Genomic DNA, 20192 nt, shown 5'->3' with positions numbered 1-20192 from the left:
TCCCGGGGCAGGGGAGGAAAGCCCCCCGGATTTCCCCTACAATTCCCGCCACCCGGAATCAGCAAAACTTACCGAAGAAGATTTGAGAGCAATAATGAAATTGATGGCAAGCAAGCGAGTTGTGGTTCAAACCAGTACGTTGGGCCTGTTGTTGCTGAGTCTGACCGGTTGCATGGATAACTTCAGTCTGAAGATGCCCAGTTTCGGTATGGGGTCAGGCAGCGCTAAGGCCGAGCCTGTTGCAGAACAGCCCAAGGCAGAGCACAAACCCTTTAAAAGCAAGACGGATGATGGCACCGAGCGCGATATGGTGATTTATCTGTCCAACCACCCTAAACCCTGTCAGGGCTTTGCTCCCGGGCTGTGTATGGAAGTGAAGTATGATGCCAAGGAGGAGTGGTCACTGTTCTATGGCAGCATCGATGGTTTTATCTATCAGGCCGGTTATTACTACACCCTGAAGGTGCATCGTGGCCTGCGTGACAACCCGGCGGCTGACCAGTCGCGTTACGTATGGAAGTTGCTGGAGGTGGTGAACAAGACACCCGCTACCAAAAGGGCTGATGGGACGTCTCTCGAATAAGCCTATGGTCTTCGTAACGGCGCACCGTCATAGAGCACATTCGCTGAGCGGGCACGGCTGACGTGTTCGCTCCCGCCTGATCTGGGTCAACACACTGTGTGGCCCCATCCTTGCAGCGTAAATCTTTTACGGCTTTTGCAGGGGTTAACCTATATTGTCCCCGACCTGTCATGTTTGCCGCCTAGACTGGCGCGATTGCCTGATATCCTCAGCCGGCGAATTGGTATTCTGACAGCCAGCATATCGCTGGATGTGCAATCTCTAATCCCTAAAGCCTTGCCTTGATGCAGTACTTTCAGGTGTGAGCGAAGACAAAAGGAAGTCAAATGACCCTAATGACGAATCCACTGCAGAATATCGTGCGCATCGCGGAGCCGTTCGGCTACCAGTTCAGTGGTGATGTGGTGGTGTTGAACTGCACACTTGAGTGCGATGTGCCGCTGGCTGAGGGCTGGTCGTTACGTTTGCTGGCTGTCGCCACTGAGCCGCAGGCGGATGTCAGCATGGTGAGTCGGGGTATCCAGATCGCCAGCGCGACGCTCGGGGCGCTGGCGTACGGCAGTCTGGACTGGCAACAAAATGTCGAAGCGGCTCCTCCTGCCGGCAGTCAGTCTTATCAACTGGTGCTGCAACTGGTGTCACCTGAGGGCGATGCGGTACAGGAGTGCCCCTTCGCTCAGCTCCAGCGTTTTGTCCAGCCTTCCCTGCAGGGGCAGTGTGATTGCTTTACCAAAGACGGGCAGCGCTTTCTGCAGGTAGCCACCGTGGCCAATCCGCGCGAGGCGGAGAACCTGAGCGGTAGCCTGAGTCTTGAGTTGTGGCAGCTGGAAGCCCCCTATAATGGCGGCAGCTTCACTGGCGAGCTGCTGGTGCAGCGCAGTCTGGGTTGCCTCGGTGGCGGGCAGGAATGGCAGAACGTTACCCTGCAGCTGGAGCCCTCACAGGCGAGTTTGCCCTATCAATACCTGATGCTGCGCGAATGGACTGCTCAGGGTTATATCACCCGCGATTATCTGGTCGCCCCGGCGTTTGCTTCCACGGCTGTTGAGGTCGATGCCGATGCTGAAGTCACCACTACTGTCGAGGCTACCGAAGTCGCACAGCCCGATAGCACGGACATACAAGTCAAAGAAGACGCTGTCGAAATGGCCCCGGCCCCGGTAGCTGAAGTGGCTGAAACGCCTGAACCGGCAATCGAACAGGTAGTCAGGAAGACAGTGGCAAGTAGCAAAAAGAAAGCGGTGGTAGCGGACAAGCCCAAGGCTCAGCCTGAACTGTGTTCCATTAATACCGCAGGCCCTGCCGCACTGACCAGAGTCAAAGGTATTTCCCCACGCCTCGCCAATGACATCGTGCGTAATCGCCCCTATCAAAAGCTGGATGATCTGTTAAAGGTCAAGGGAATTGGAGTAAAGGTATTGGAGCGTATCGCGCCGTATTTGTGTGTTTAGGTGTTTTGATTAGATTGATATTAAAATATCATTTTCATATTTTTTGTTAGGCTGGGGATCCGATATGGATACCCCAGTTAGATCTATTTATATTTTAAGGATTTAAAATTTAGATTTAGGAACACCTCTGTCACGAATGAGCAGATGTTCATATTGTCCAAAGTCTGGAAAGTGATCATAGTTTGATGAAATATTTACCATACCCTCTCCTTCATCTCTCATTTTAGAAATGTAGTCTACTTTTGTAATAAATAGGGAGCCATCTTTTTTGAAGATATAGTGCTCTACATATGTTGCATCGTCAGTTTTTTCAAAGCGTTTTATAAAAACCTGTTCGAGAAAGAGCGGGCCTTCATCTGATCTGCTAAATATATAGTTCAACTCAGGTTTCTTATTAATATCTAAAAAACAGACCATTACACAGTTGGGCATGACTTCCAAATATGAATTTGCTGATGAATAGGCGGCACAGTATATTTTTCCTTTTTGATGAAGCTCTCGCGCTTCACTTTCAGTCAGTATACCTTTTGCTGCTTTTTCTTTCTTCGACCAACTTTTAAAGTACTGAATCATAGTTTGTACTCCGTACCATTTGAGTCAAATATTTTAATTTCTAGTTTATCTGGGCTTTGTTGCATAAATAGGCTTCAGCATACAAAGCCCCTTTCCCCAGACGAATTTATGCCATACGTACCGTCACCGGTGTTCCAAGCGACGTGAAGCGGTTCAGAATGGCGGCTCGCACCTGTAGTTCGGCCACCTGACGGTCGAAATCCTTCGCCATGATCCGCTCACCCAGTCGCTTGAAACACCGCATCTTGGTTTCTACCAGACTACGCCGATGGTAACCGCTCCACCTTTTCCAGAGCCCTTGCCCCAGATAACGCGTCACCCGCAAAATCGCGTTACGGGCCTTCGCTCCCGCTCGGCTCTCCTTCCACGGCCTCCCATTCCTGCGCGTGGGAATCACCGCTTCCGCCTCTCGCTGAGCGATCGCCTCATGACAGTCTCGGGTGTCGTAGGCACCATCACCGCTGACGGAGGCGATCTTTTCCTCCGCCGGAATCTGACTCAGTAACTTTGGCAGCATCGGGGCGTCACCCACGGTGTTGTCGGTGACCTCAATGGCCCGAATTTCCAGCGTCTGCGCATCAATACCTATATGCACTTTACGCCACTGGCGGCGGTAGTCTGCACCGTGTTTTTTCGTTTTCCACTCGCCTTCACCCAGCATTTTGATCCCTGTGCTATCAATCAGGAGATGCAGCCCCGACGTACTGGGGCGGTAAGGAATCACCACCTGTAGCGACTTCTGACGTCGGCATACCGTGCTGTAGTCCGGCGCAGGCCAGTTCAGTCCCGCCAGGCGGAGTAGACTTTGCACCATGCCCACCGCCTGACGCAGGGCCAGGCCGAACAGGTTTTTGATCGTCAGGCAGAACTGAATGGCCGCCTCGCTGAAGCGCTGCGTACGCCCTCGCTGGCCGCGCGGTGTTCCGTGCCAGGTCATGTTTCTGTCCAGCCAGATCATCAATGCCCCACGCGCTTTGAGCGCGGCGTTGTAGGACTTCCAGTTCGTTGTTTTGTACTTCGGGGAGGTAGGCTTGTTCATGCCTTCATTCTACAACACGGGAGCCTGTTCCGATTTGTGCAACAAAGCCGAGACGATAAAAAAAGCCCCTGCGCTTGATTCAAAGCGCGGGGGCTTTTTTGCATTAAAGGTTAGCTACCTATTCTTATCGCTCAACTTTCAATAAGTGATCATATTCACCAAAATTAGGATATTTTTCATAATTCCCGCTGACATCAGCCGAAGAGTTCGCTTCTTCGAGACTTTGCGGGTTAAATGATTGTTTTCTAATTATCAGCTTGCCATCCTCATTAAAAATATATGAGTTTCCCAACTTCACTTGATCTTTGTCGCTCTCAAATTCTCTATGCGTTGCCATCGATAAAAACAATTTCCCTGGCTCAACTTCTTTAAAATGATAGGACAAACTTTCCCTTAAAAAATCATCTAAAAAAGTAACGCCAACAAAATTTGTATTCCCTGCAACATCAATAACTGCGTAAGGCCGCTCAAGATCATTCACCAACACAGTGTATGTTCTACGTTCATCATGCGCCTGTTTTGCCTGTTCTTCGCTCCATATTTCAGTTGGGCGCTTCTTTGCCCAGAACCAAGACTTGCAATAAAAAAAGTTAAATTTGCTCATTCTCAATAAATCCTGCCATCTAACAGCTGTTGTGATCTAGAGCTTTTCTTCGGCTTCTTTCACTGTAGAAGCCGAAAATTTCTCAGTTGTTATGGTTTTTTATTCCATGTATAACGCATGTTCTCCAAATTCTCTATTAAATCCATTTTTGCATGATATTCTTTAAGAATTTTATAAGCAGTGCTGATGTCTGTGCAAACTGTTCGATTATCCCATGCATCGTCACCAAATAAAGTCTTACCTCTGAAAGGCAAGTCTTCTGGTTCCCACCATTCCATGATGTCATTTTGTGGGTCATCTGAGTTGGTGAGTAGAACAATTCTGAATTGGCCGCCTAATGAATCTATTCCTATGTGATATATGTATCCAGAATTTGCGGCTCTATTTTCTAATTTCAAAAAGCCTCCATGTTGGAATATCTTATTCATGCCCTCTTCTATTGGTAGCCAATCTGGATTAGCAGTTTTGCAAACACTTCTGTCTACGTCACTTTTATAGCTAAGGTGCAGTAAGCCTTCTTTAGTTAAGTCGTTCATTATTTCTCTCTTCAGTAGCATGTTACCCGAGCTGTGAGTTTAACTCGGGTAACTATCTTATCTATTTTTAATTATCAGGAGTAAATATTTCTTTATCTGTCCTGCTTTATTGACCAGCATTTCATGTTTTAATTTATTTTGCCACTGGCAATAATTTTATTCAGCAAATCCTGCTGTTGCTTGCAGTTAAGAAAATTGGGGCGAAAGTGTTGCAGGGTATCGCGCCGTACCTGTGTGTTTAGGAGTGCTATTCTCTTGCTATTACAGGCAGGTTAAAAATATGGAGAGATTCACATTCTTTCTCAAGATTCTATTCATAGAGTCATCATGTGTACTGATTAGTTAAATATATAATTGCGGTTGACAAGGCTTTGTTGCACAAATCATGTTGAGTCCCATGCTGTAGAATGACGGCATGAATAAACCGGCCTCACCTCAGTACAAGACCATCAATTGGAAGTCCTACAACGCCGCGCTCAAAGCGCGTGGATCGCTGATGATCTGGCTCGACCGTGACATGAACTGGTACGGTTCTGCGTGCGGGAAGCGAGGACGTACGCCCACCTTCAGCGATGCAGCCATTCAGTTCTGCCTGACCATTAAATGCCTCTACAACCTGGCCCTGCGCCAGGCGGTGGGCATGGTACAAAGCCTGCTTAAACTGGCAGGGCTGGATTGGCCAACCCCCGACTACAGCACCGTCTGTCGGCGCCAGAAGTCGCTGCAGGTCGTGATTCCTTGCTGCCCAGCCACGACCGGACTGCATCTGTTGATCGACAGCACCGGTATCAAGATGCTGGGCGAAGGGGAATGGAAAACCAAAAAGCACGGTGCGGACTACCGCCGCCAATGGCGCAAGGTGCATCTGGGCATCGATGCGCACACGCTGGAAATCCGGGCTATTGAGGTGACCGACAATGCGGTGGGGGACGCACCGATGCTGCCCGGGTTGCTGAGTCAGATACCGGTGGAGGAGAAGATAGCGTCTGTCAGTGGAGATGGTGCCTACGACACGCGAGGCTGTCATGAGGCGATAGCCCGGCGAGAGGCAGAGGCGGTGATACCCACCCGCCAGAATGCGAAGCCGTGGAAGGAAAATCGCCCGGGGGCCTCTGCCAGGAATGAGATTCTGCGGGCCACCCGCCGGCTGGGCCGGACGCTCTGGAAGAAGTGGAGCGGTTATCATCGGCGTAGTCTGGTGGAAACCAAAATGCACTGTTTCAAGCGGCTGGGTGAACGCGTGATGGCAAGGGATTTTGACCGGCAGGTCGCCGAGCTTCAGGTGCGGGCGGCAATATTGAATCGCTTTACGCGGCTCGGGACACCGATGACGGTGCGCATACCATAAGATCATCTGGGGTAAGGGGTCTTATATGCTGACATCTATTTATGCAACAAAGCCGGTTGACAATAAAAGGGGGATAACTGCTGTTATCCCCCTTGCTTTGATCAACTATTCAGAAGAGCCCATGTTGACTCTGCAGGTTCAAGGAAAGGATAGGGATTGTGATAATGCTCCAGTGGTCTCACCGGCAATAGCTCGGACACAATCAACGGGTGTTGGATCTCAATTTCATGGCCCAATATCCAGGCAAGCTTGGCAAAGGGCATACCAAAATGGCACATGTACTCACCTTCGTGACTTCTTTTTGGCCATTCACTGTTTTGCTTTACCACCAACGGTGGTGTAAGTAGTGTGCGCAGGCTGGCCTCTACGTCATCCGTGTTGTTGTTTAGCAGTGCCTGAAAAAACTCTATATAGTAGACAACATTAGCGTTGGCTTTTAGCTTGGCGAATTTTTTCTGCAGAATTGCAATCATCCTTTCAATTTCCGCCCAGTCCTTAATAAGAGCAGCCTGGTAACAACGCATAATACTTGCCCAGCTACCTTGCTCGGCTAATGCTAAGCTTTTTTCTTCGGTTAATTGAGCAAATAACGGATATAACTCTGTTGCATCACAAACCAAAGGCAGTGCGAAATCGGGAAGACACGGTGTCCCTCCCAGAACAAATGTGGCGGTACTGTGCTCCAGTGCTTTAATAATAGCCAAAGCGGACAAATAATATAATTCTTTTGCTCTTTTTATATCATGATTTATTTTGGCTTCGTATATGGCTAGTTGCCCAAGATACATGCGAAGCCTCATGTAGCTTACTGTAAATTTTTTTCCACTTTCATATTCGGCTGAAATTTTTTCTATCTGATTAGCGTAAGACTCATTCAGTGTTATAAAGCCACTTTCATCACCAATGACGAATACGACAAGTTCTTTATCTCTGCTTTTTTTGAATCTGCAATCTAGCTGGATGGTCATTTGATCGGCACCATAACGAGTGATTGTGCGTTTTTATCGACGGCAGTAACGAATTTTGCAATATTTCCAGTATCTAATGCATTATCTATTAATGTTGCTGCATTTTTCTTACTAGCATCAGTTGTCCGGCGCAACTCGACTGCGATTTGTCGAAGTCGTTCGTCTGTCATCTGTACAAAACGTTTTTCTGTGCCGGGGTCGAGCTTCAATGACAAATATGCTGAGAACTGCTTAGCTTCGATAACATAGAGCATTCCATCTTTTATATAAAGTCCATCGATGCCATTTTCTCCCCTGTATTTTCCGGGCAGCTCAATAAAGCCTTTGCTTTTGAAGAGATTGCTAGACAGAGCTTCAGTCAGCTCGCCTTTTGAGTCACCACTGGAAACAATTTTATTCAGCAAATCCTGCTGTTGCTTGCAGTTAAGAGAATCGGGGCGAAAGTGTTGCAGGGTATCTAACCGTATTTGTGTGTTTAAGAGTGCTATTTTCTTGCTCTTACATGCAGGTTAAAAATATGGAGAGATTTACATTCTCTCTCCATATTTCATCCATTGAGATTGACTATTTTAATCAGTGAGAGCGAGTGAGCTGGCTAATGCCAGCTCAGGTATATGGCTGTAGTAAAAAATAATTTACCAATTGGATTTCTGAACACTTCTTTTATAATCGGTTTGCATTTAATGCTCCTAAAAATAAACCTCTTTTTCCTCCGAGTATGTAGTTTCTAACTACCATAAGTGGACAAAAGGTACAATCTGGTGCTGTAGCAATAAATTTAGCAATAACTGGAAGCTTATAATAGAGATTTACTGGGTTCTCTAAGTCGATATCCCAATATCCCCCTAATTCTTTCCTGAATACTTCGCCTAAATATCGTGCGCATCTGTTCATGAAATTAACATTTTTTTCTTCAGTGCTATCAATCAAGTGCTCTAAACTATCTAAAGAGTAATCAAGGATGTAGCCATTCTCACTTGCTGTAGAGATAAATAATTCTAACACATCACTCATCTCGAACATGAAATCTTGAAATTTTTCCAGGTCACTTTTTTCTTCGTTTATTTCTTGTCTTTTCAATTGGTTTTCGGTGTGAATGTTGATTTTTCAGGTTTTTATTTGCTGCAATTTCTCTACTGTCACGTTTCAATCACTATTCTTACTCTGAAAGCCTTGTAGTGATTGGTTGCGGGTTTGTTTTTATATGTGGTTATTAGTCTTTCCGCATTATTCCTTTTATTCTAGTCAGTCTAGGTTCAAGTACTGGCGGTGGTTCTTCGATGCTGAATAGGTTAAAAGGGTATCGCGATGGTATCGTTCGTAATCGCTCCTATAAAAATCTGGATGAGCTGTTAATAGCTTACAGGGTATAGAGAGCGAATGCATCAAGCGATATTGGCGTATTTTGAGAAACTGAGGCTCTACAAAACTTAGCTTTAGAGTGGGAGGGAAACTTGCGAATGATTGTGATGTTTCTAGCTGTGACAGTGTTGTGAGTTATAAAAAAATCTTTTCAGGAATGATGAAATTTCCTACTTGGGAGTATCTCAACACCTCCAGCATAGCCAGAGGTGTCGGTGTTTTTTTAATTAAAAGATGGAATATTACTTAGCATGTCAGTATAGGCATTTTTTAGGCTTCTCGGTGCCGGTGTGTCGACAAATCTTGCTGCGAAAAGAAATGGATCAACTGTTAAGGTGTTAATATTATTCTCAAAATCACCTATTACGTATTTTGTAAAATTTTCTGATGAGGTGTTTTCATCTACCATCCAACACCCTTGAAACTCTTCAACTAAAATTTCTCCGAAAAAATATCCAATCCTTGTGATTAACCAAGAACGATTGTGCTCTTCAATTACTTGGTCTTCTAAAAATTCGTCTAGATATGGAAGATACCTCTTGGGGACTAAAAGTATCTCATGGGGGTTTGGTAGTCCAATGGCTTCAGAAAATTTATGTAGTACCGGAAGCCTTTCTTTTCTGAACTTTTCAAAGTTATTAATTCTTTCTTTGAGAATGCTCTCTGGATTTTTATTCATGATGTCTGCCTTGGTATTAATTATAAATAACGTGCGCGATATTGTTTAGTTCTAGTATGCGTGACAATTCCTGTGATGGAGGTGCCTCAAGAAAAAAACATTGTGGATTATATCCTTGAACAGGATCACGCAGGTGGAGATTCTTTGCAATTTTCGAGTATATTCTAGATGTCAGCTTTATTTCATTATTTTTATTGGTGGATGTTATGTATCTTTGGTAGGTCTTGACCTCAATAGCGAGAATATCCCCGTTGGCTTGGCCAGTATTACATCTTTTAATTCTTTCTTCCACTGGCAAAAATTTTATTCAGAAAATCCTGCTGTTGCTTGCAGTTAAGAAAATTGGGGCGAAAGTGTTGCAGGGTATCGCGCCGTACCTGTGTGTTTAGGAGTGCTATTCTCTTGCTATTACAGGCAGGTTAAAAATATGGAGAAATTCACATTCTTTCTCAAGATTCTATTCATAGAGTCATCATGTGTACTGATTAGTTAAATATATAATTGCGGTTGACAATAAAAGGGGGATAACTGCTGTTATCCCCCTTGCTTTGATCAACTATTCAGAAGAGCCCATGTTGACTCTGCAGGTTCAAGGAAAGGATAGGGATTGTGATAATGCTCCAGTGGTCTCACCGGCAATAGTTCGGACACAATCAACGGGTGTTGGATCTCAATTTCATGGCCCAATATCCAGGCAAGCTTGGCAAAGGGCATACCAAAATGGCACATGTACTCACCTTCGTGACTCATTTTTGGCCATTCACTGTTTTGCTTTACCACCAACGGTGGTGTAAGTAGTGTGCGCAGGCTGGCCTCTACGGCATCCGTGTTGTTGCTTAGCAGCGCCTGAAAGAACTCTATAAAGTAGACAGCAGCAGCATTGGCTTTTAGCTTGGCGAATTTTTTCTGAAGAATTGCAATCATCCTTTCAATTTCCGCCCAGTCCTTAATAAGAGCAGCCTGGTAACAACGCATAATACTTGCCCAGCTGCCTTGCTCGGCTAATGCTAAGCTTTTTTCTTCGGTCAGTTGAGCAAATAGCGGATATAACTCTGTTGCATCACAAACCAAAGGCAGTGCGAACTCGGGAAGACACGGTGTCCCTCCCAGAACAAATGTGGCGGTACTGTGCTCCAGTGCTTTAACAATAGCCAAAGCAGCCAAGTAATATAATTCTTTTGCTCTTTTTATATCATGATTTATTTTGGCTTCGTATATGGCGAGTTGCCCTAGATATATGCGAAGTGTCATGTAGCTTACTGTGAATTTTTTTCCACTTTCATATTCGGCTGAAATTTTTTCTATCTGATTAGCGTAAGACTCATTCAGTGTTATAAAGCCACTTTCATCACCAATGACGAATACGACAAGTTCTTTATCTCTGCTTTTTTTGAATCTGCAATCTAGCTGGATGGTCATTTGATCGGCACCATAACGAGTGATTGTGCATTTTTATCTACGGCAGTAACGAATTTTGCAATATTTCCAGTATCTAATGCATTATCTATTAATGTTGCTGCATTTTTCTTACTAGCATCAGTTGTCCGGCGCAACTCATCTGCGATTTGTCGAAGTCGTTCGTCTGTCATCTGTACAAAACGCTTGTCTGTACCGGGGTCGAGCTTCAATGACAAATATGCTGAGAACTGCTTAGCTTCGATAACATAGAGCATTCCATCTTTTATATAAAGTCCATCGATGCCATTTTCTCCCCTGTATTTTCCGGGCAGCTCAATAAAGCCTTTGCTTTTGAAGAGATTGCTAGACAGGGCTTCAGTCAGCTCGCCTTTTGAGTCACCACTGGAAACAATTTTATTCAGCAAATCCTGCTGTTGCTTGCAGTTAAGAAAATTGGGGCGAAAGTGTTGCAGGGTATCTAACCGTATTTGTGTGTTTAGGAGTGCTATTCTCTTGCTATTACAGGCAGGTTAAAAATATGGAGAGATTCACATTCTTCCTCAAGATTCTATTCATAGAGTCATCATGTGCACTGATTAGTGAAATATATAATTGCGGCTGACAATAAAAGGGGGTAACTGCTGTTATCCCCCTTGCTTTGATCAACTATTTAGAAGAGCCCATGTTGACTCTGCAGGTTCAAGGAAGGGATAGGGATTGTGATAATGCTCCAGTGGTCTCACCGGCAATAGCTCGGACACAATCAACGGGTGTTGGATCTCAATTTCATGGCCCAATATCCAGGCAAGCTTGGCAAAGGGCATACCAAAATGGCACATGTACTCACCTTCGTGACTTCTTTTTGGCCATTCACTGTTTTGCTTTACCACCAACGGTGGTGTAAGTAGTGTGCGCAGGCTGGCCTCTACGTCATCCGTGTTGTTGTTTAGCAGTGCCTGAAAAAACTCTATATAGTAGACAACATTAGCGTTGGCTTTTAGCTTGGCGAATTTTTTCTGCAGAATTGCAATCATCCTTTCAATTTCCGCCCAGTCCTTAATAAGAGCAGCCTGGTAACAACGCATAATACTTGCCCAGCTACCTTGCTCGGCTAATGCTAAGCTTTTTTCTTCGGTCAGTTGAGCAAATAGCGGATATAACGTTGTTGCATCACAAACCAAAGGCAGTGCGAACTCGGGAAGACACGGTGTCCCTCCCAGAACAAATGTTGCGGTACTGTGCTCCAGTGCTTTAATAATAGCCAAAGCGGACAAATAATATAATTCTTTTGCTCTTTTTATATCATGATTTATTTTGGCTTCGTATATGGCTAGTTGCCCTAGTTGAATGCGTAATGTTAGTAGATCAACTGTGTATGATATTCCATTGCTGTAGTCTAAGGATATTTTGTCTATATGCTCGCTATTAGACTTAAGAATGGTAATTATATCGACTCCATTACCATGTACGGCGGTATTTATATCTCTGTCTCTGTTTTTATTAAATTTACATTCTAATTGGATGGTCATTTGATGGGTACCATAACAAGTGATTGCGCATTTTTATCTACGGCAGTAACAAATTTTGCAATATTTCCAGTATTTAATGCATTCATAATCGCTAAGCCAGCATTCTTCTTGCTGGGGTCGCTTGTTTTTCGCAACTCGTCTGCGATTTGTCGAAGTCGTTCGTCTGTCATCTGTACAAAACGTTTTTCTGTACCGGGGTCGAGCTTCAATGACAAATATGCTGAAAACTGCTTAGCTTCGATAACATAGAGCATTCCATCTTTTTGATCTTGCCCAGCAGTTGTGGGCACGGGTTTAAGCACTCTCCGGGCCTCAAAGACCTGTGGACTGATGTGCCCCAGCGTGCTGTGATACCGCTGGTGCTTGTAGTCGATTTCGATGTATTCAAACACGGTTTTACGCATCTGGATGCGGCTCATCGCTCCCCGTGGATGCATTTGTGGTTGCTAGAATCATAAATTTTGTTTTAAGTGGAATCATTTCTAAATAGTTCACGTATCCGCTAGTTTGGGGCAGATTAGAGAAGCGACACAGAAAAATGAACACTTCCTAAATATCTAAATAAAAACCAGTATTCATTGCTCACGCACTATTACTACTCTCCCCAGTGGCCAATGCAGAGTTGATCAAATGAGATATTCTTAGACACTCAGGTATTTTTCCATGTAGTGTTGACTGTAACAGGACTGTGGCTGCCACCTCTCTGGAACATCCCTTTACCTGAAAATAGTATCCACCCTCGTGAATGACATCCCCAGCACTGTGTAATGCAGCAAGCCTTTCATGGCTGTGCGGCAGGTTCTCTATTGCTTTCTTGAAAGCATCCATATCAGGAGCTTTTCTCATAACGGAAATGCAAGGGATTTTAAGTTCTTCAGATAGTTTGCTCAGATCGACAGTGTTGAAGCCACCAAGCGTAATACCATCAATTAAGACTGCGTGAAGCTGTCTATAGAACTTACTGTTTAGTATCATCTGAGAAATTTTTTGGGTAGCATCCATGCCATCTTGAGTAATGTCGCTCTTTAACATGCCCTCAAATCGTGTCCCTGTACATATAATGCCTGTCATTGATACAAGCTCAGGCTGGCCAATATTAAAAGGCATATCATCGATGCCTATTGTTCTGAGTGTTCTTTTCCTTGTTATTGCCTTTTCTATATTCAGCATTGTTATTTTTCTAAATAGGTTTCGGGGAAGTATGAGTCAATATACTGACTTTCTATTAATCTATCTTTATTGAAGTCAATGTTCTTTGAAATGCAAACATATTTTCTAAGTGGTGCTGGTAGCTCACTTATTCTTAAGTACTCAGTGGGCCTTAAAAATCTATAGTAGTCACCCATTTTGAACTCTCCATCGAATCCTACCGGTGTATCATCACCCTCCTTGTATCCTTCAACGCCTCTATATGTGAATATTCCTTTTCGGGCTGCTAAGCTTAAAGGGCTATTTTTTTGATTTCTAGAGTATGTTTCTAACAATCTTCTAATAACCTCATCTCTTGAAAAAATTTTATATGGCTTTCCACCTGGATTTTTATGTGAGTACATTACACTTCCATATATATCCAATTCAAAACCACCATTTTTATTTTGGTAGGGTTTATATGGAGTAAGCTCTTCATTAATGTACTCGTTAAAATCATCCAGCCTTTCACTCCACTCCTGCAGTTTTTGCAAAGAATATGGTATATCACCCCAGCCATAATTTTCCATTAAGGCTATGTGTCCATTTTTATCCATTGCGTACCAGTCTATTCTTGTGTAGAAGTCTGGTTTAAATCTGGCTTCGTTTGTCACAATATTCTCCAAGGTTGGTCCCCGAATAGGAGGTTATGAGATTCAATTAATTGGCCATATTAAAGAGCAATTGTCGCAGCGATATTTCCGCCCTTGGTCGCAGCACCAGCGACACAGCCTGCGAGGGCATGCGCAAGTTTGTGCAGTACATACTGGTCTTCCAGCTAATCGCTCTTTTAGCCGTTAGCCGTTAGCCGTTTCTTATGTGTAACGTCTGGACGCAGAGTTCACATCGTCGATGTCAGCCATTACCTGTCCTCATCCATCTGGTCGAAATAATCGTTTTAACTTGACGTGGTTGCTGGGTAAACTGGCGCGCTTTTTCCCACTTTCTGCAAAGAGTGAGCTGGTTGTGACAACCTCTGCCTTAGCCCGTCCCCGATCACCGTGGCTGCTGATTATCCTGATGGCGCTGGTGATGTTTGGCCCGATGGCTATCGATATCTTTCTGCCTTCCATTCCCGCCATGATGCTTGACTTCAACGCTCCCGGCAGTGCACTGCAGGCGACCATTACGCTGTTTCTGCTGACGATGGGGCTGGGGCAGATTGTGCTGGGGCCACTGGTTGATCGGATCGGGCGCCGGCCTGTGCTGATTGCAGGCATCATCTGTTACGGATTGGGAGCCTTTATCGCTGCTCAGGCTGGTTCGCTCGAAGGGCTTTATGCAGGCCGTGTACTGCAGGGCATTGGTGCTTGCGCTACCTCCATCGTTACCATGGCGGCAGTGCGCGATACGTTTGATCCTGAAAAGGGAGCCCGTATTTTCAGTTATCTGAACGGTGTGCTGTGTATTGTCCCGGCGCTGGCGCCAATGCTGGGTGGTTTGCTGGCGCTGCAATATGGCTGGCGCTCCAACTTTATCTTTATGGGTGCCTTTGCTGTGGTCGTCGGGATGCTGGTGCTGGGGCGCTTCCCTGAGACTCGCCCGGATCATACTGACAGCAGTGGCAGGCTTTATCAGTGGCAGCGTTATCGCAGTGTATTGTTTAGCCGCTTCTTCCTTTATTACGCGCTGGTGTGTGCAGCGGCGATGACGCTGATCATCACTTATGTCACCTACGCTCCGGTTGTGCTGATTGATGGCCTTGGTCTGTCGCAGATTGCCTTCAGCCTGTGGTTTGGTGGCAACGCCTGTATCAACATTCTCGGCTTTGTGCTTGCTCCCCGACTGACGGCAACACTGGGCAGAAAGAAGATGGTGACACTGGCGCTGTGCATTATGCTGACTGGCGGGCTGGCTGAGATCGCCGGGGTGCTGTGGCTGCAGCTGGGGGCGATGACTTATATGCTGCCTGCCTCGATTATCTGCCTGGGATTTTCGCTGGGGCTGGGCTGTGCATCGAGCCTGGCGCTGGAGCTGTTTCCTGAAAAGGCGGGAACGGCATCGGCTTTGCTGGGGTGTATTCAGCTGACTATTTCTTCGGCACTGGCCAGTCTGGTGCAGCAAACGGCATTAAGCGGATCGCTGGCGGTGATGGGGCTGACGCTGTTGCTGATTCCTGCGTTACTGCTTGTGCGGCACACCATGACGGCTGAAGAGAATAGGGCAGGTCACTGACCCTATTCTCCTGTGTGAGAGCTAATCAGACGTTCAGCACGCCGACCACGCTGACAATGATGGCTGCCATCCCCAGATATTCCCTGAGGCTGAAACTCTCCTTGAAGATGCGTAAAGCGATGATCAGGGTGAAGAAGAATTCCACCTGACCCAGGGTTTTAACCAGTGCGGGGTTCTCCAGGGTCATGGCGGTAAACCAGCCAATCGAGCCACACATGCTGGTGATGCCTACGCCCAGTACCAGTGGCCAGTGGCTGAACATGTGTTTGAGCTCTGCCGGTGTTCTGGCGGCCTGATAGCTGACGATCAGCACACATTGAATACTGATCATGGTGGCTAGTGTCATTGCGGCACTGGCCACCTTGTCGGTTTCCAGCGATAAGCTGGCCTGTCGTAACCACAGCGATGACAGCGCAAAGCATACTCCCGTTGCCAGACCGTAGGCCGCTGACTTCGAAGTCAGCAGCGCTGCAATCCGGCTGGCCATCCCTCCGCTCGCATCACCTCGCGGGCTCAGCAGTAAAATACCGATGGCGCCCGCACCAACGCTCAACCATCCCAGTAAAGTCAGTGGTTCGGCAAAGAACAGAGCGCCCAGCAAGGCGACCATGATGGCTTCTGACTTGGCGTAGCTGATGCCAACGGCGAAATTGCGCTGCTGGAACAGCTTAACCATAAAGACGGTGGCAAGAATTTGCGCCACCGCTGACATGGCTGCGAATGTCAAAAAGGTCGCCTGCACCTGCGGGAAATCGACAGAGCGGATATGCAGCACTGCAGTCAGATATAGCCAGGCCAGAGGCAGGGTGTAGAAGTAGCGCGCCAGGGTGGTCGTCATGGCGGAGGTTCGGGTAGATAACTGCTTTTGCATTCCTGTGCGTGCAGCCTGCATCAGCGCGGCAAACAGGGTCAGTCCAATCCAGGCGGACATGGTAGGTCTCCTCAGGTGATGAGCGCAGTCTAGGCGTCATCAGTGGAGGAATAAAATGGTAAAAAGTGATGCGCTCTATTCCTCAGGGGAATAGAACTGGAGGAGACGAAAAGGCACAGGAATGATGAAGGGGGGTGTTAGAAAACCCCTTCCATACCGAGGGCAGTCTGGAAGGGGGCGGCCGTGTGCTTGAATCAGGCCGTATTTCTGGCATGCACTACTTTACTGGCTGGTAAGGATGATGCTCCTGCCAGTGGCGGGCAATTTGTTCACGTGTACAGATCCACACATCACTGTGCTGCTGCACGTAGTCGAGGAAGCGAATCAGCGAAGCTGCCCGGGCGGGGCGACCCACCAGCCGGCAGTGCAGTCCGACGGACAAGATTTTCGGGCTGGTAGCGCCTTCTGCGTACAGTACATCGAAGGCATCTTTCAGGTAGGTGAAGAACTGATCGCCGCTGTTGAACCCTTGCGGTGACGCGAAGCGCATATCGTTGGTGTCCAGGGTATAGGGCACGATCAGCTGAGGTTTGCCGGTGATGTCACACCAGTAAGGCAGATCGTCGGCGTAGGAGTCGGCGTCATACAGAAAGCCGCCATTCTCTACTACCAGTGCATGAGTTTGCGGGCTGGTGCGACCGGTGTACCAACCCAGCGGGCGTTGACCGGTCAGTTTCTCGTGCCAGTAAATGGCTTTTTCCATGTCTTCGCGTTCGGCTTCGATGCTGTAGTTCTGGTAGTTAATCCAGCGATAGCCATGGCTGGCCACTTCCCAGCCCGCTTTGAGCATAGCTTCTACCGCTTGCGGATGGCGTTGCATGGCCATGGTGACGCCATAGACGGTCAGCGGCAACTGACGCTCGGTGAAGATGCGATGTAGCCGCCAGAAGCCTGCCCGGCTGCCGTATTCATAGATCGATTCCATACTCATATGGCGCATGCCAGGGATGGGCTGTGCGGCGACCATTTCCGACAAAAAAGCTTCTGAGGCCGCATCTCCATGGAGAATGCAGTTCTCGGCGCCTTCTTCGTAATTGAGCACAAACTGCAGGGCGATACGTGCTTTGCCCGGCCAGTTGGCATGGGGAGGCTGGGCTCCGTAGCCAATCAGGTCGCGTGGATAGTCACCTAGAGGTTCCATCATGCTGAGGCTTCCTTCTTGTTCATGGCGGTCTCTTCCTCTGCTTCAGTGACAGGGTCAAGCTCGGGTAGCAGCAAGGTGCAGAGAATGGCTGTCAGACCACCGGTAGTAATGGATGAGGAGAAAATTTTCTGTGCCAGTTCGGGCAGACCTTTGAGCAGATCAGGCACCAGCGTAACACCAAGGCCAAGTCCGAAGGAGATGGCGACGGTGAGGACCTTTTTCCGGTTGAACTGTTCACTGGCCAGAATGCGGATACCGGCGACGGCGATAGTGCCAAACATCAGTGTGGTTGTTGCGCCCAGTACGGGTTTGGGGATGGTCTGCAGCAGTGCGCCAATCCACGGGAACAGGCCGAGTAGGGTCAGGATCGCGGCGACAAAAAAGCCCACATGGCGACTTGCCACACCTGTCAGCTGAATCACCCCGTTGTTCTGACTGAAGGTGGTATTGGGGAAGGTGTTGAATACGCCTGCCAGCAGCGAGTTGAAACCATCGCCAAGGACGCCGCCCTTGATACGCTTTTCATACAGCGGCCCGGCGAATGGCTGACGGGAAACGCGCGAACTTGCGGTCAGGTCGCCAACGGTTTCAATGGCGGTAATGACAAAGATAAAGGCCAGTGGCAGGAAGGCCTCCCAGCTGAAGCCGAAGCCGTATTTGAATGGTTCAGGAATGGCCATGACCGCCACGCCGTCGAGCGATGGCGTATGCATCTTGCCTGTGGCAGCCGCTACCAGACAGCCAGCAACCAGACCAATGAAGATGGCTGACAGACGCAACATGGGGTAGCGGGAAAGCTGAAAGATCAGCACCAGCAGAATAACCAGTGCCGCCAGACCGAGATTACCGGGGCTGCCGAAGTCTTTGGCACCAAAGCCACCGGCGATATCGGTGATGCCGACCTTTATCAGGCTGAGACCGATCAGGCATACCACAATACCGGTCACCGTAGGGGTGATGATGCGGCGCAGTTTGCCAATAAACTGACTAAGGATCATCTCGATCAGTGAGCCGACCATGCACACACCGAATACGGTGGCGAGGATATCTTCAGTGCTGCCGCCCTGGGCTTTGACTGTCATGCTCGCGGCGATGACGCCACCGACAAAGGAGAAACTGGTGCCTTGAATACTGAGCAGGCCCGAGCCGACCGGACCAATCCCTTTGACCTGAATAAAGGTAGCTACGCCTGAGACGAAGAGCGCCATGCTGATCAGGTAGGGGATTTCTGCTCCCAGACCGAGTACACCACCGACGACCAGCGTCGGCGTGATAATGCCGATAAAGCTGGCTAGCACATGCTGGAATGCGGCCAGCAAGGCGGCTGCTGCGGGGGGGCGGTCATCGAGCTGATAGATCAGATCGGTAGAGGACGACATGGTCTGCTCCTTGTAGAATCTGCACAGGTTAGGGGCTGCACTGGCTGCAGAGCATGTGTCTGAGCAGGTTGTCTGACATCTGGCTTTTTCTTTCAGCTACTTGAGCATGGTTTATCGCGGAAAGAGTGAGTTGATGTCGTACTTGCCCAGCACATCCAGTGTCCGTCTGCTTCAAGTGCAGATACTGGCGCGCCGAAGTGAGCGTTGTGATGCTGATACAAAATATTCAAATTTTGTGCCATGGGGCTGTGAATCCCATGAATACTGGCATGGGCTTTGAAACGATCATTTCGTTTTCTTGTTTTGTTGACTGAATGGTAAGTTTTTTGCGCCACGACTGTGCGTTTAAACGACTTTCAGGCACTAGGGCGGGGCATCTGCCTGTCATCGCCAGTACTGACGTCATGGGAGAGGTATGAAGCAGATCGATCAACGGGTGAAAGCGCAGTATCAGGCACTGACCCAGCAGGAGCAAAAGGTGGCGGATTTTATTCTCGATCACCTCGATGACTTTGCGATCTATAACTCGGTGGAGCTGGCCCGGGTCTGTCAGGTGTCGAAAGCGACAGTCAGCCGTTTCTTCAAACGCCTGGGTTACAAGGATTTTCGTGATGTGCGTCTGCAGTCTCGCCAGTTGCGTCAGTCTGGTGTACCTCTGACCGATATGGAGGCCATTGTTGCCGGCAATACATTGCTGGAGCGCCACTATCAGCGCGAAACAGAGAATCTGCTCGCCTGGATGCGAAAACTGACGCCTGAACTGTTCGAGCAGATTGTCGGCGCCACCCTGAATGCCAGACGCATTCTGGTGCTGGGCTATCGCAACAGTTACCCGGTGGCCCTGCACCTGCGTCAGCAGTTGCAACAGGTACGCGGTGGTGTGGGGCTTGCGCCGCAGCCTGGGCAGTCACTGAGTGAAGAGCTGGCAGAGCTGGGTAAGGAAGACCTGGTGATTGCGATTGCCTTTCGCCGCCGTATCAAACTACATGACAAGCTGATGCCCCTGCTGAAGAAACGAGGAATCCCGCTACTGATGATCTCGGATGCCACGGCGATGAAGCTGTCTGAACATGCCACCTGGTGGTTGGAGTGCCCTCTGGATAGTGTCTCCGCTTTTGACAGCTACAGTGCGGCAATGAGCATGATCAACGTGCTGGCTAACGCGCTGCTGCATCAATGTCTGGAACAGGGGCGCGCCCGCATCAGTCAGATCAGTGATATCTATGAGGAGCTGGATGAACTTTCTCTGACAAGTATCAATCTGGAATAGCGCTTTCCCGCCACTGACGCTAGACTGGCCCGATA

At 47.9% G+C, this 20192-nt stretch carries 21 protein-coding genes and 1 pseudogene; 5 read left to right on the top strand and 17 right to left on the bottom strand.

The features are described 5' to 3' along the window. Positions 1-94: 94 nt before the first annotated feature. Together QCD60_RS26795 and QCD60_RS26790 are read left to right on the top strand one after the other, a co-directional pair. Entirely contained in the window at positions 95-583 is a 489-nt protein-coding gene (locus QCD60_RS26795) for a DUF4377 domain-containing protein (RefSeq protein WP_279790006.1), read from the top strand. A 326-nt stretch (positions 584-909) separates the two neighbouring features. Beyond that, a complete protein-coding gene (locus QCD60_RS26790; RefSeq protein WP_279790004.1) occupies positions 910-2034 on the top strand; it encodes a helix-hairpin-helix domain-containing protein in 1125 nt (374 codons plus the stop codon). Positions 2035-2136: 102 nt separating this feature from the next. Here the strand turns inward: QCD60_RS26790 and QCD60_RS26785 are convergent, their stop codons facing one another. The 4 genes from QCD60_RS26785 to QCD60_RS26770 all read right to left on the bottom strand — a co-directional run bounded on the left by QCD60_RS26785 (position 2137) and on the right by QCD60_RS26770 (position 4786). After that, entirely contained in the window at positions 2137-2607 is a 471-nt protein-coding gene (locus QCD60_RS26785) for a hypothetical protein (protein ID WP_279790003.1), read from the bottom strand. Positions 2608-2713: 106 nt separating this feature from the next. Next, positions 2714-3646 carry an IS5 family transposase gene (locus QCD60_RS26780; RefSeq protein WP_279781211.1) on the bottom strand — a complete coding sequence of 311 codons (933 nt, stop codon included), beginning with the start codon at positions 3644-3646 and terminating at the stop codon, positions 2714-2716. 124 nt (positions 3647-3770) lie between these two features. Further along, positions 3771-4250 (bottom strand): hypothetical protein, encoded by a 480-nt coding sequence (locus tag QCD60_RS26775; protein ID WP_279790002.1) that lies wholly within the window; start codon positions 4248-4250, stop codon positions 3771-3773. An 89-nt stretch (positions 4251-4339) separates the two neighbouring features. Then, positions 4340-4786 (bottom strand): hypothetical protein, encoded by a 447-nt coding sequence (locus tag QCD60_RS26770; RefSeq protein WP_279790001.1) that lies wholly within the window; start codon positions 4784-4786, stop codon positions 4340-4342. A 415-nt stretch (positions 4787-5201) separates the two neighbouring features. On the opposite strand from QCD60_RS26770, the gene QCD60_RS26765 reads away from it, so the two are divergent. Further along, on the top strand, positions 5202-6134 hold the full coding sequence (locus QCD60_RS26765; RefSeq protein WP_279781181.1) for an IS5 family transposase: 933 nt from the start codon (positions 5202-5204) through the stop codon (positions 6132-6134). A 101-nt stretch (positions 6135-6235) separates the two neighbouring features. Here the strand turns inward: QCD60_RS26765 and QCD60_RS26760 are convergent, their stop codons facing one another. The 10 genes and pseudogenes from QCD60_RS26760 to QCD60_RS26715 form a co-directional block, all read right to left on the bottom strand. After that, complete coding sequence (locus tag QCD60_RS26760; RefSeq protein ID WP_279790000.1) at positions 6236-7102, bottom strand: hypothetical protein; 867 nt, start codon at positions 7100-7102, stop codon at positions 6236-6238. Beyond that, positions 7099-7506 (bottom strand): hypothetical protein, encoded by a 408-nt coding sequence (locus QCD60_RS26755; protein ID WP_279789999.1) that lies wholly within the window; start codon positions 7504-7506, stop codon positions 7099-7101. The genes QCD60_RS26760 and QCD60_RS26755 overlap by 4 nt, the downstream gene beginning before the upstream one ends. Positions 7507-7765: 259 nt before the next feature. Continuing rightward, positions 7766-8182: a hypothetical protein gene (locus QCD60_RS26750; protein ID WP_279789998.1), complete on the bottom strand. Its 417-nt coding sequence runs from the start codon at positions 8180-8182 to the stop codon at positions 7766-7768. A 505-nt stretch (positions 8183-8687) separates the two neighbouring features. Continuing rightward, positions 8688-9143 carry a hypothetical protein gene (locus QCD60_RS26745; protein WP_279789997.1) on the bottom strand — a complete coding sequence of 152 codons (456 nt, stop codon included), beginning with the start codon at positions 9141-9143 and terminating at the stop codon, positions 8688-8690. Between the two features lie 552 nt (positions 9144-9695). Next, on the bottom strand, positions 9696-10562 hold the full coding sequence (locus QCD60_RS26740) for a hypothetical protein (RefSeq protein WP_279789996.1): 867 nt from the start codon (positions 10560-10562) through the stop codon (positions 9696-9698). Next, positions 10559-10966, bottom strand: a complete 408-nt coding sequence (locus QCD60_RS26735) for a hypothetical protein (RefSeq protein ID WP_279789995.1) — start codon at positions 10964-10966, stop codon at positions 10559-10561. The genes QCD60_RS26740 and QCD60_RS26735 overlap by 4 nt, the downstream gene beginning before the upstream one ends. Before the next feature lie 237 nt (positions 10967-11203). Beyond that, positions 11204-12070, bottom strand: a complete 867-nt coding sequence (locus tag QCD60_RS26730; protein ID WP_279789994.1) for a hypothetical protein — start codon at positions 12068-12070, stop codon at positions 11204-11206. A gap of 305 nt (positions 12071-12375) precedes the next feature. Further along, positions 12376-12509 (bottom strand): annotated as a pseudogene (locus QCD60_RS26725) (IS3 family transposase); the annotation flags it as partial. A 143-nt stretch (positions 12510-12652) separates the two neighbouring features. Further along, positions 12653-13240, bottom strand: coding sequence for a DUF99 family protein (locus QCD60_RS26720; protein WP_279789993.1), 588 nt, complete (start codon positions 13238-13240; stop codon positions 12653-12655). Between the two features lie 2 nt (positions 13241-13242). After that, positions 13243-13872: a hypothetical protein gene (locus tag QCD60_RS26715; protein WP_279789992.1), complete on the bottom strand. Its 630-nt coding sequence runs from the start codon at positions 13870-13872 to the stop codon at positions 13243-13245. Positions 13873-14224: 352 nt separating this feature from the next. Here QCD60_RS26715 and QCD60_RS26710 point away from each other — a divergent pair, with 352 nt between their 5' ends. Next, entirely contained in the window at positions 14225-15433 is a 1209-nt protein-coding gene (locus tag QCD60_RS26710; RefSeq protein WP_279789991.1) for a multidrug effflux MFS transporter, read from the top strand. Between the two features lie 25 nt (positions 15434-15458). Here QCD60_RS26710 and QCD60_RS26705 read toward each other — a convergent pair whose 3' ends face one another. The 3 genes from QCD60_RS26705 to QCD60_RS26695 form a co-directional block, all read right to left on the bottom strand. Beyond that, complete coding sequence (locus QCD60_RS26705; RefSeq protein WP_279789990.1) at positions 15459-16364, bottom strand: DMT family transporter; 906 nt, start codon at positions 16362-16364, stop codon at positions 15459-15461. A 217-nt stretch (positions 16365-16581) separates the two neighbouring features. Continuing rightward, a complete protein-coding gene (gene puuE / locus QCD60_RS26700; protein ID WP_279789989.1) occupies positions 16582-17508 on the bottom strand; it encodes an allantoinase PuuE in 927 nt (308 codons plus the stop codon). Then, positions 17505-18887, bottom strand: a complete 1383-nt coding sequence (locus QCD60_RS26695) for a nucleobase:cation symporter-2 family protein (RefSeq protein ID WP_279789988.1) — start codon at positions 18885-18887, stop codon at positions 17505-17507. The genes puuE and QCD60_RS26695 overlap by 4 nt, the downstream gene beginning before the upstream one ends. Positions 18888-19302: 415 nt before the next feature. On the opposite strand from QCD60_RS26695, the gene QCD60_RS26690 reads away from it, so the two are divergent. Continuing rightward, the gene (locus QCD60_RS26690) at positions 19303-20157 is read left to right on the top strand and encodes a MurR/RpiR family transcriptional regulator (protein ID WP_110186761.1); all 855 of its coding nucleotides are present in this window, start codon (positions 19303-19305) and stop codon (positions 20155-20157) included. Positions 20158-20192: the final 35 nt, after the last annotated feature.

The organism is Pokkaliibacter sp. MBI-7 (genome assembly GCF_029846635.1).
Lineage (GTDB): Bacteria > Pseudomonadota > Gammaproteobacteria > Pseudomonadales > Balneatricaceae > Pokkaliibacter.
The sequence above is the reverse complement of the archived record's forward strand: the minus strand, read 5'-3'. Positions and strand labels throughout refer to the sequence as shown.

Bases quoted from the DNA above. Each gene is read 5' to 3' on its own strand.
- QCD60_RS26780 (WP_279781211.1), bottom strand. From the start codon at position 3,646: ATGAACAAGCCTACCTCCCCGAAGTACAAAACAACGAACTGGAAGTCC.
- QCD60_RS26770 (WP_279790001.1), bottom strand. From the start codon at position 4,786: ATGAACGACTTAACTAAAGAAGGCTTACTGCACCTTAGCTATAAAAGT.
- QCD60_RS26690 (WP_110186761.1), top strand. From the start codon at position 19,303: ATGAAGCAGATCGATCAACGGGTGAAAGCGCAGTATCAGGCACTGACC.
- QCD60_RS26765 (WP_279781181.1), top strand. From the start codon at position 5,202: ATGAATAAACCGGCCTCACCTCAGTACAAGACCATCAATTGGAAGTCC.
- QCD60_RS26760 (WP_279790000.1), bottom strand. From the start codon at position 7,102: ATGACCATCCAGCTAGATTGCAGATTCAAAAAAAGCAGAGATAAAGAA.
- QCD60_RS26775 (WP_279790002.1), bottom strand. From the start codon at position 4,250: ATGAGCAAATTTAACTTTTTTTATTGCAAGTCTTGGTTCTGGGCAAAG.
- QCD60_RS26740 (WP_279789996.1), bottom strand. From the start codon at position 10,562: ATGACCATCCAGCTAGATTGCAGATTCAAAAAAAGCAGAGATAAAGAA.
- QCD60_RS26730 (WP_279789994.1), bottom strand. From the start codon at position 12,070: ATGACCATCCAATTAGAATGTAAATTTAATAAAAACAGAGACAGAGAT.
- QCD60_RS26785 (WP_279790003.1), bottom strand. From the start codon at position 2,607: ATGATTCAGTACTTTAAAAGTTGGTCGAAGAAAGAAAAAGCAGCAAAA.
- QCD60_RS26795 (WP_279790006.1), top strand. From the start codon at position 95: ATGAAATTGATGGCAAGCAAGCGAGTTGTGGTTCAAACCAGTACGTTG.
- QCD60_RS26745 (WP_279789997.1), bottom strand. From the start codon at position 9,143: ATGAATAAAAATCCAGAGAGCATTCTCAAAGAAAGAATTAATAACTTT.
- QCD60_RS26705 (WP_279789990.1), bottom strand. From the start codon at position 16,364: ATGTCCGCCTGGATTGGACTGACCCTGTTTGCCGCGCTGATGCAGGCT.
- QCD60_RS26720 (WP_279789993.1), bottom strand. From the start codon at position 13,240: ATGCTGAATATAGAAAAGGCAATAACAAGGAAAAGAACACTCAGAACA.
- QCD60_RS26695 (WP_279789988.1), bottom strand. From the start codon at position 18,887: ATGTCGTCCTCTACCGATCTGATCTATCAGCTCGATGACCGCCCCCCC.
- puuE (WP_279789989.1), bottom strand. From the start codon at position 17,508: ATGATGGAACCTCTAGGTGACTATCCACGCGACCTGATTGGCTACGGA.
- QCD60_RS26790 (WP_279790004.1), top strand. From the start codon at position 910: ATGACCCTAATGACGAATCCACTGCAGAATATCGTGCGCATCGCGGAG.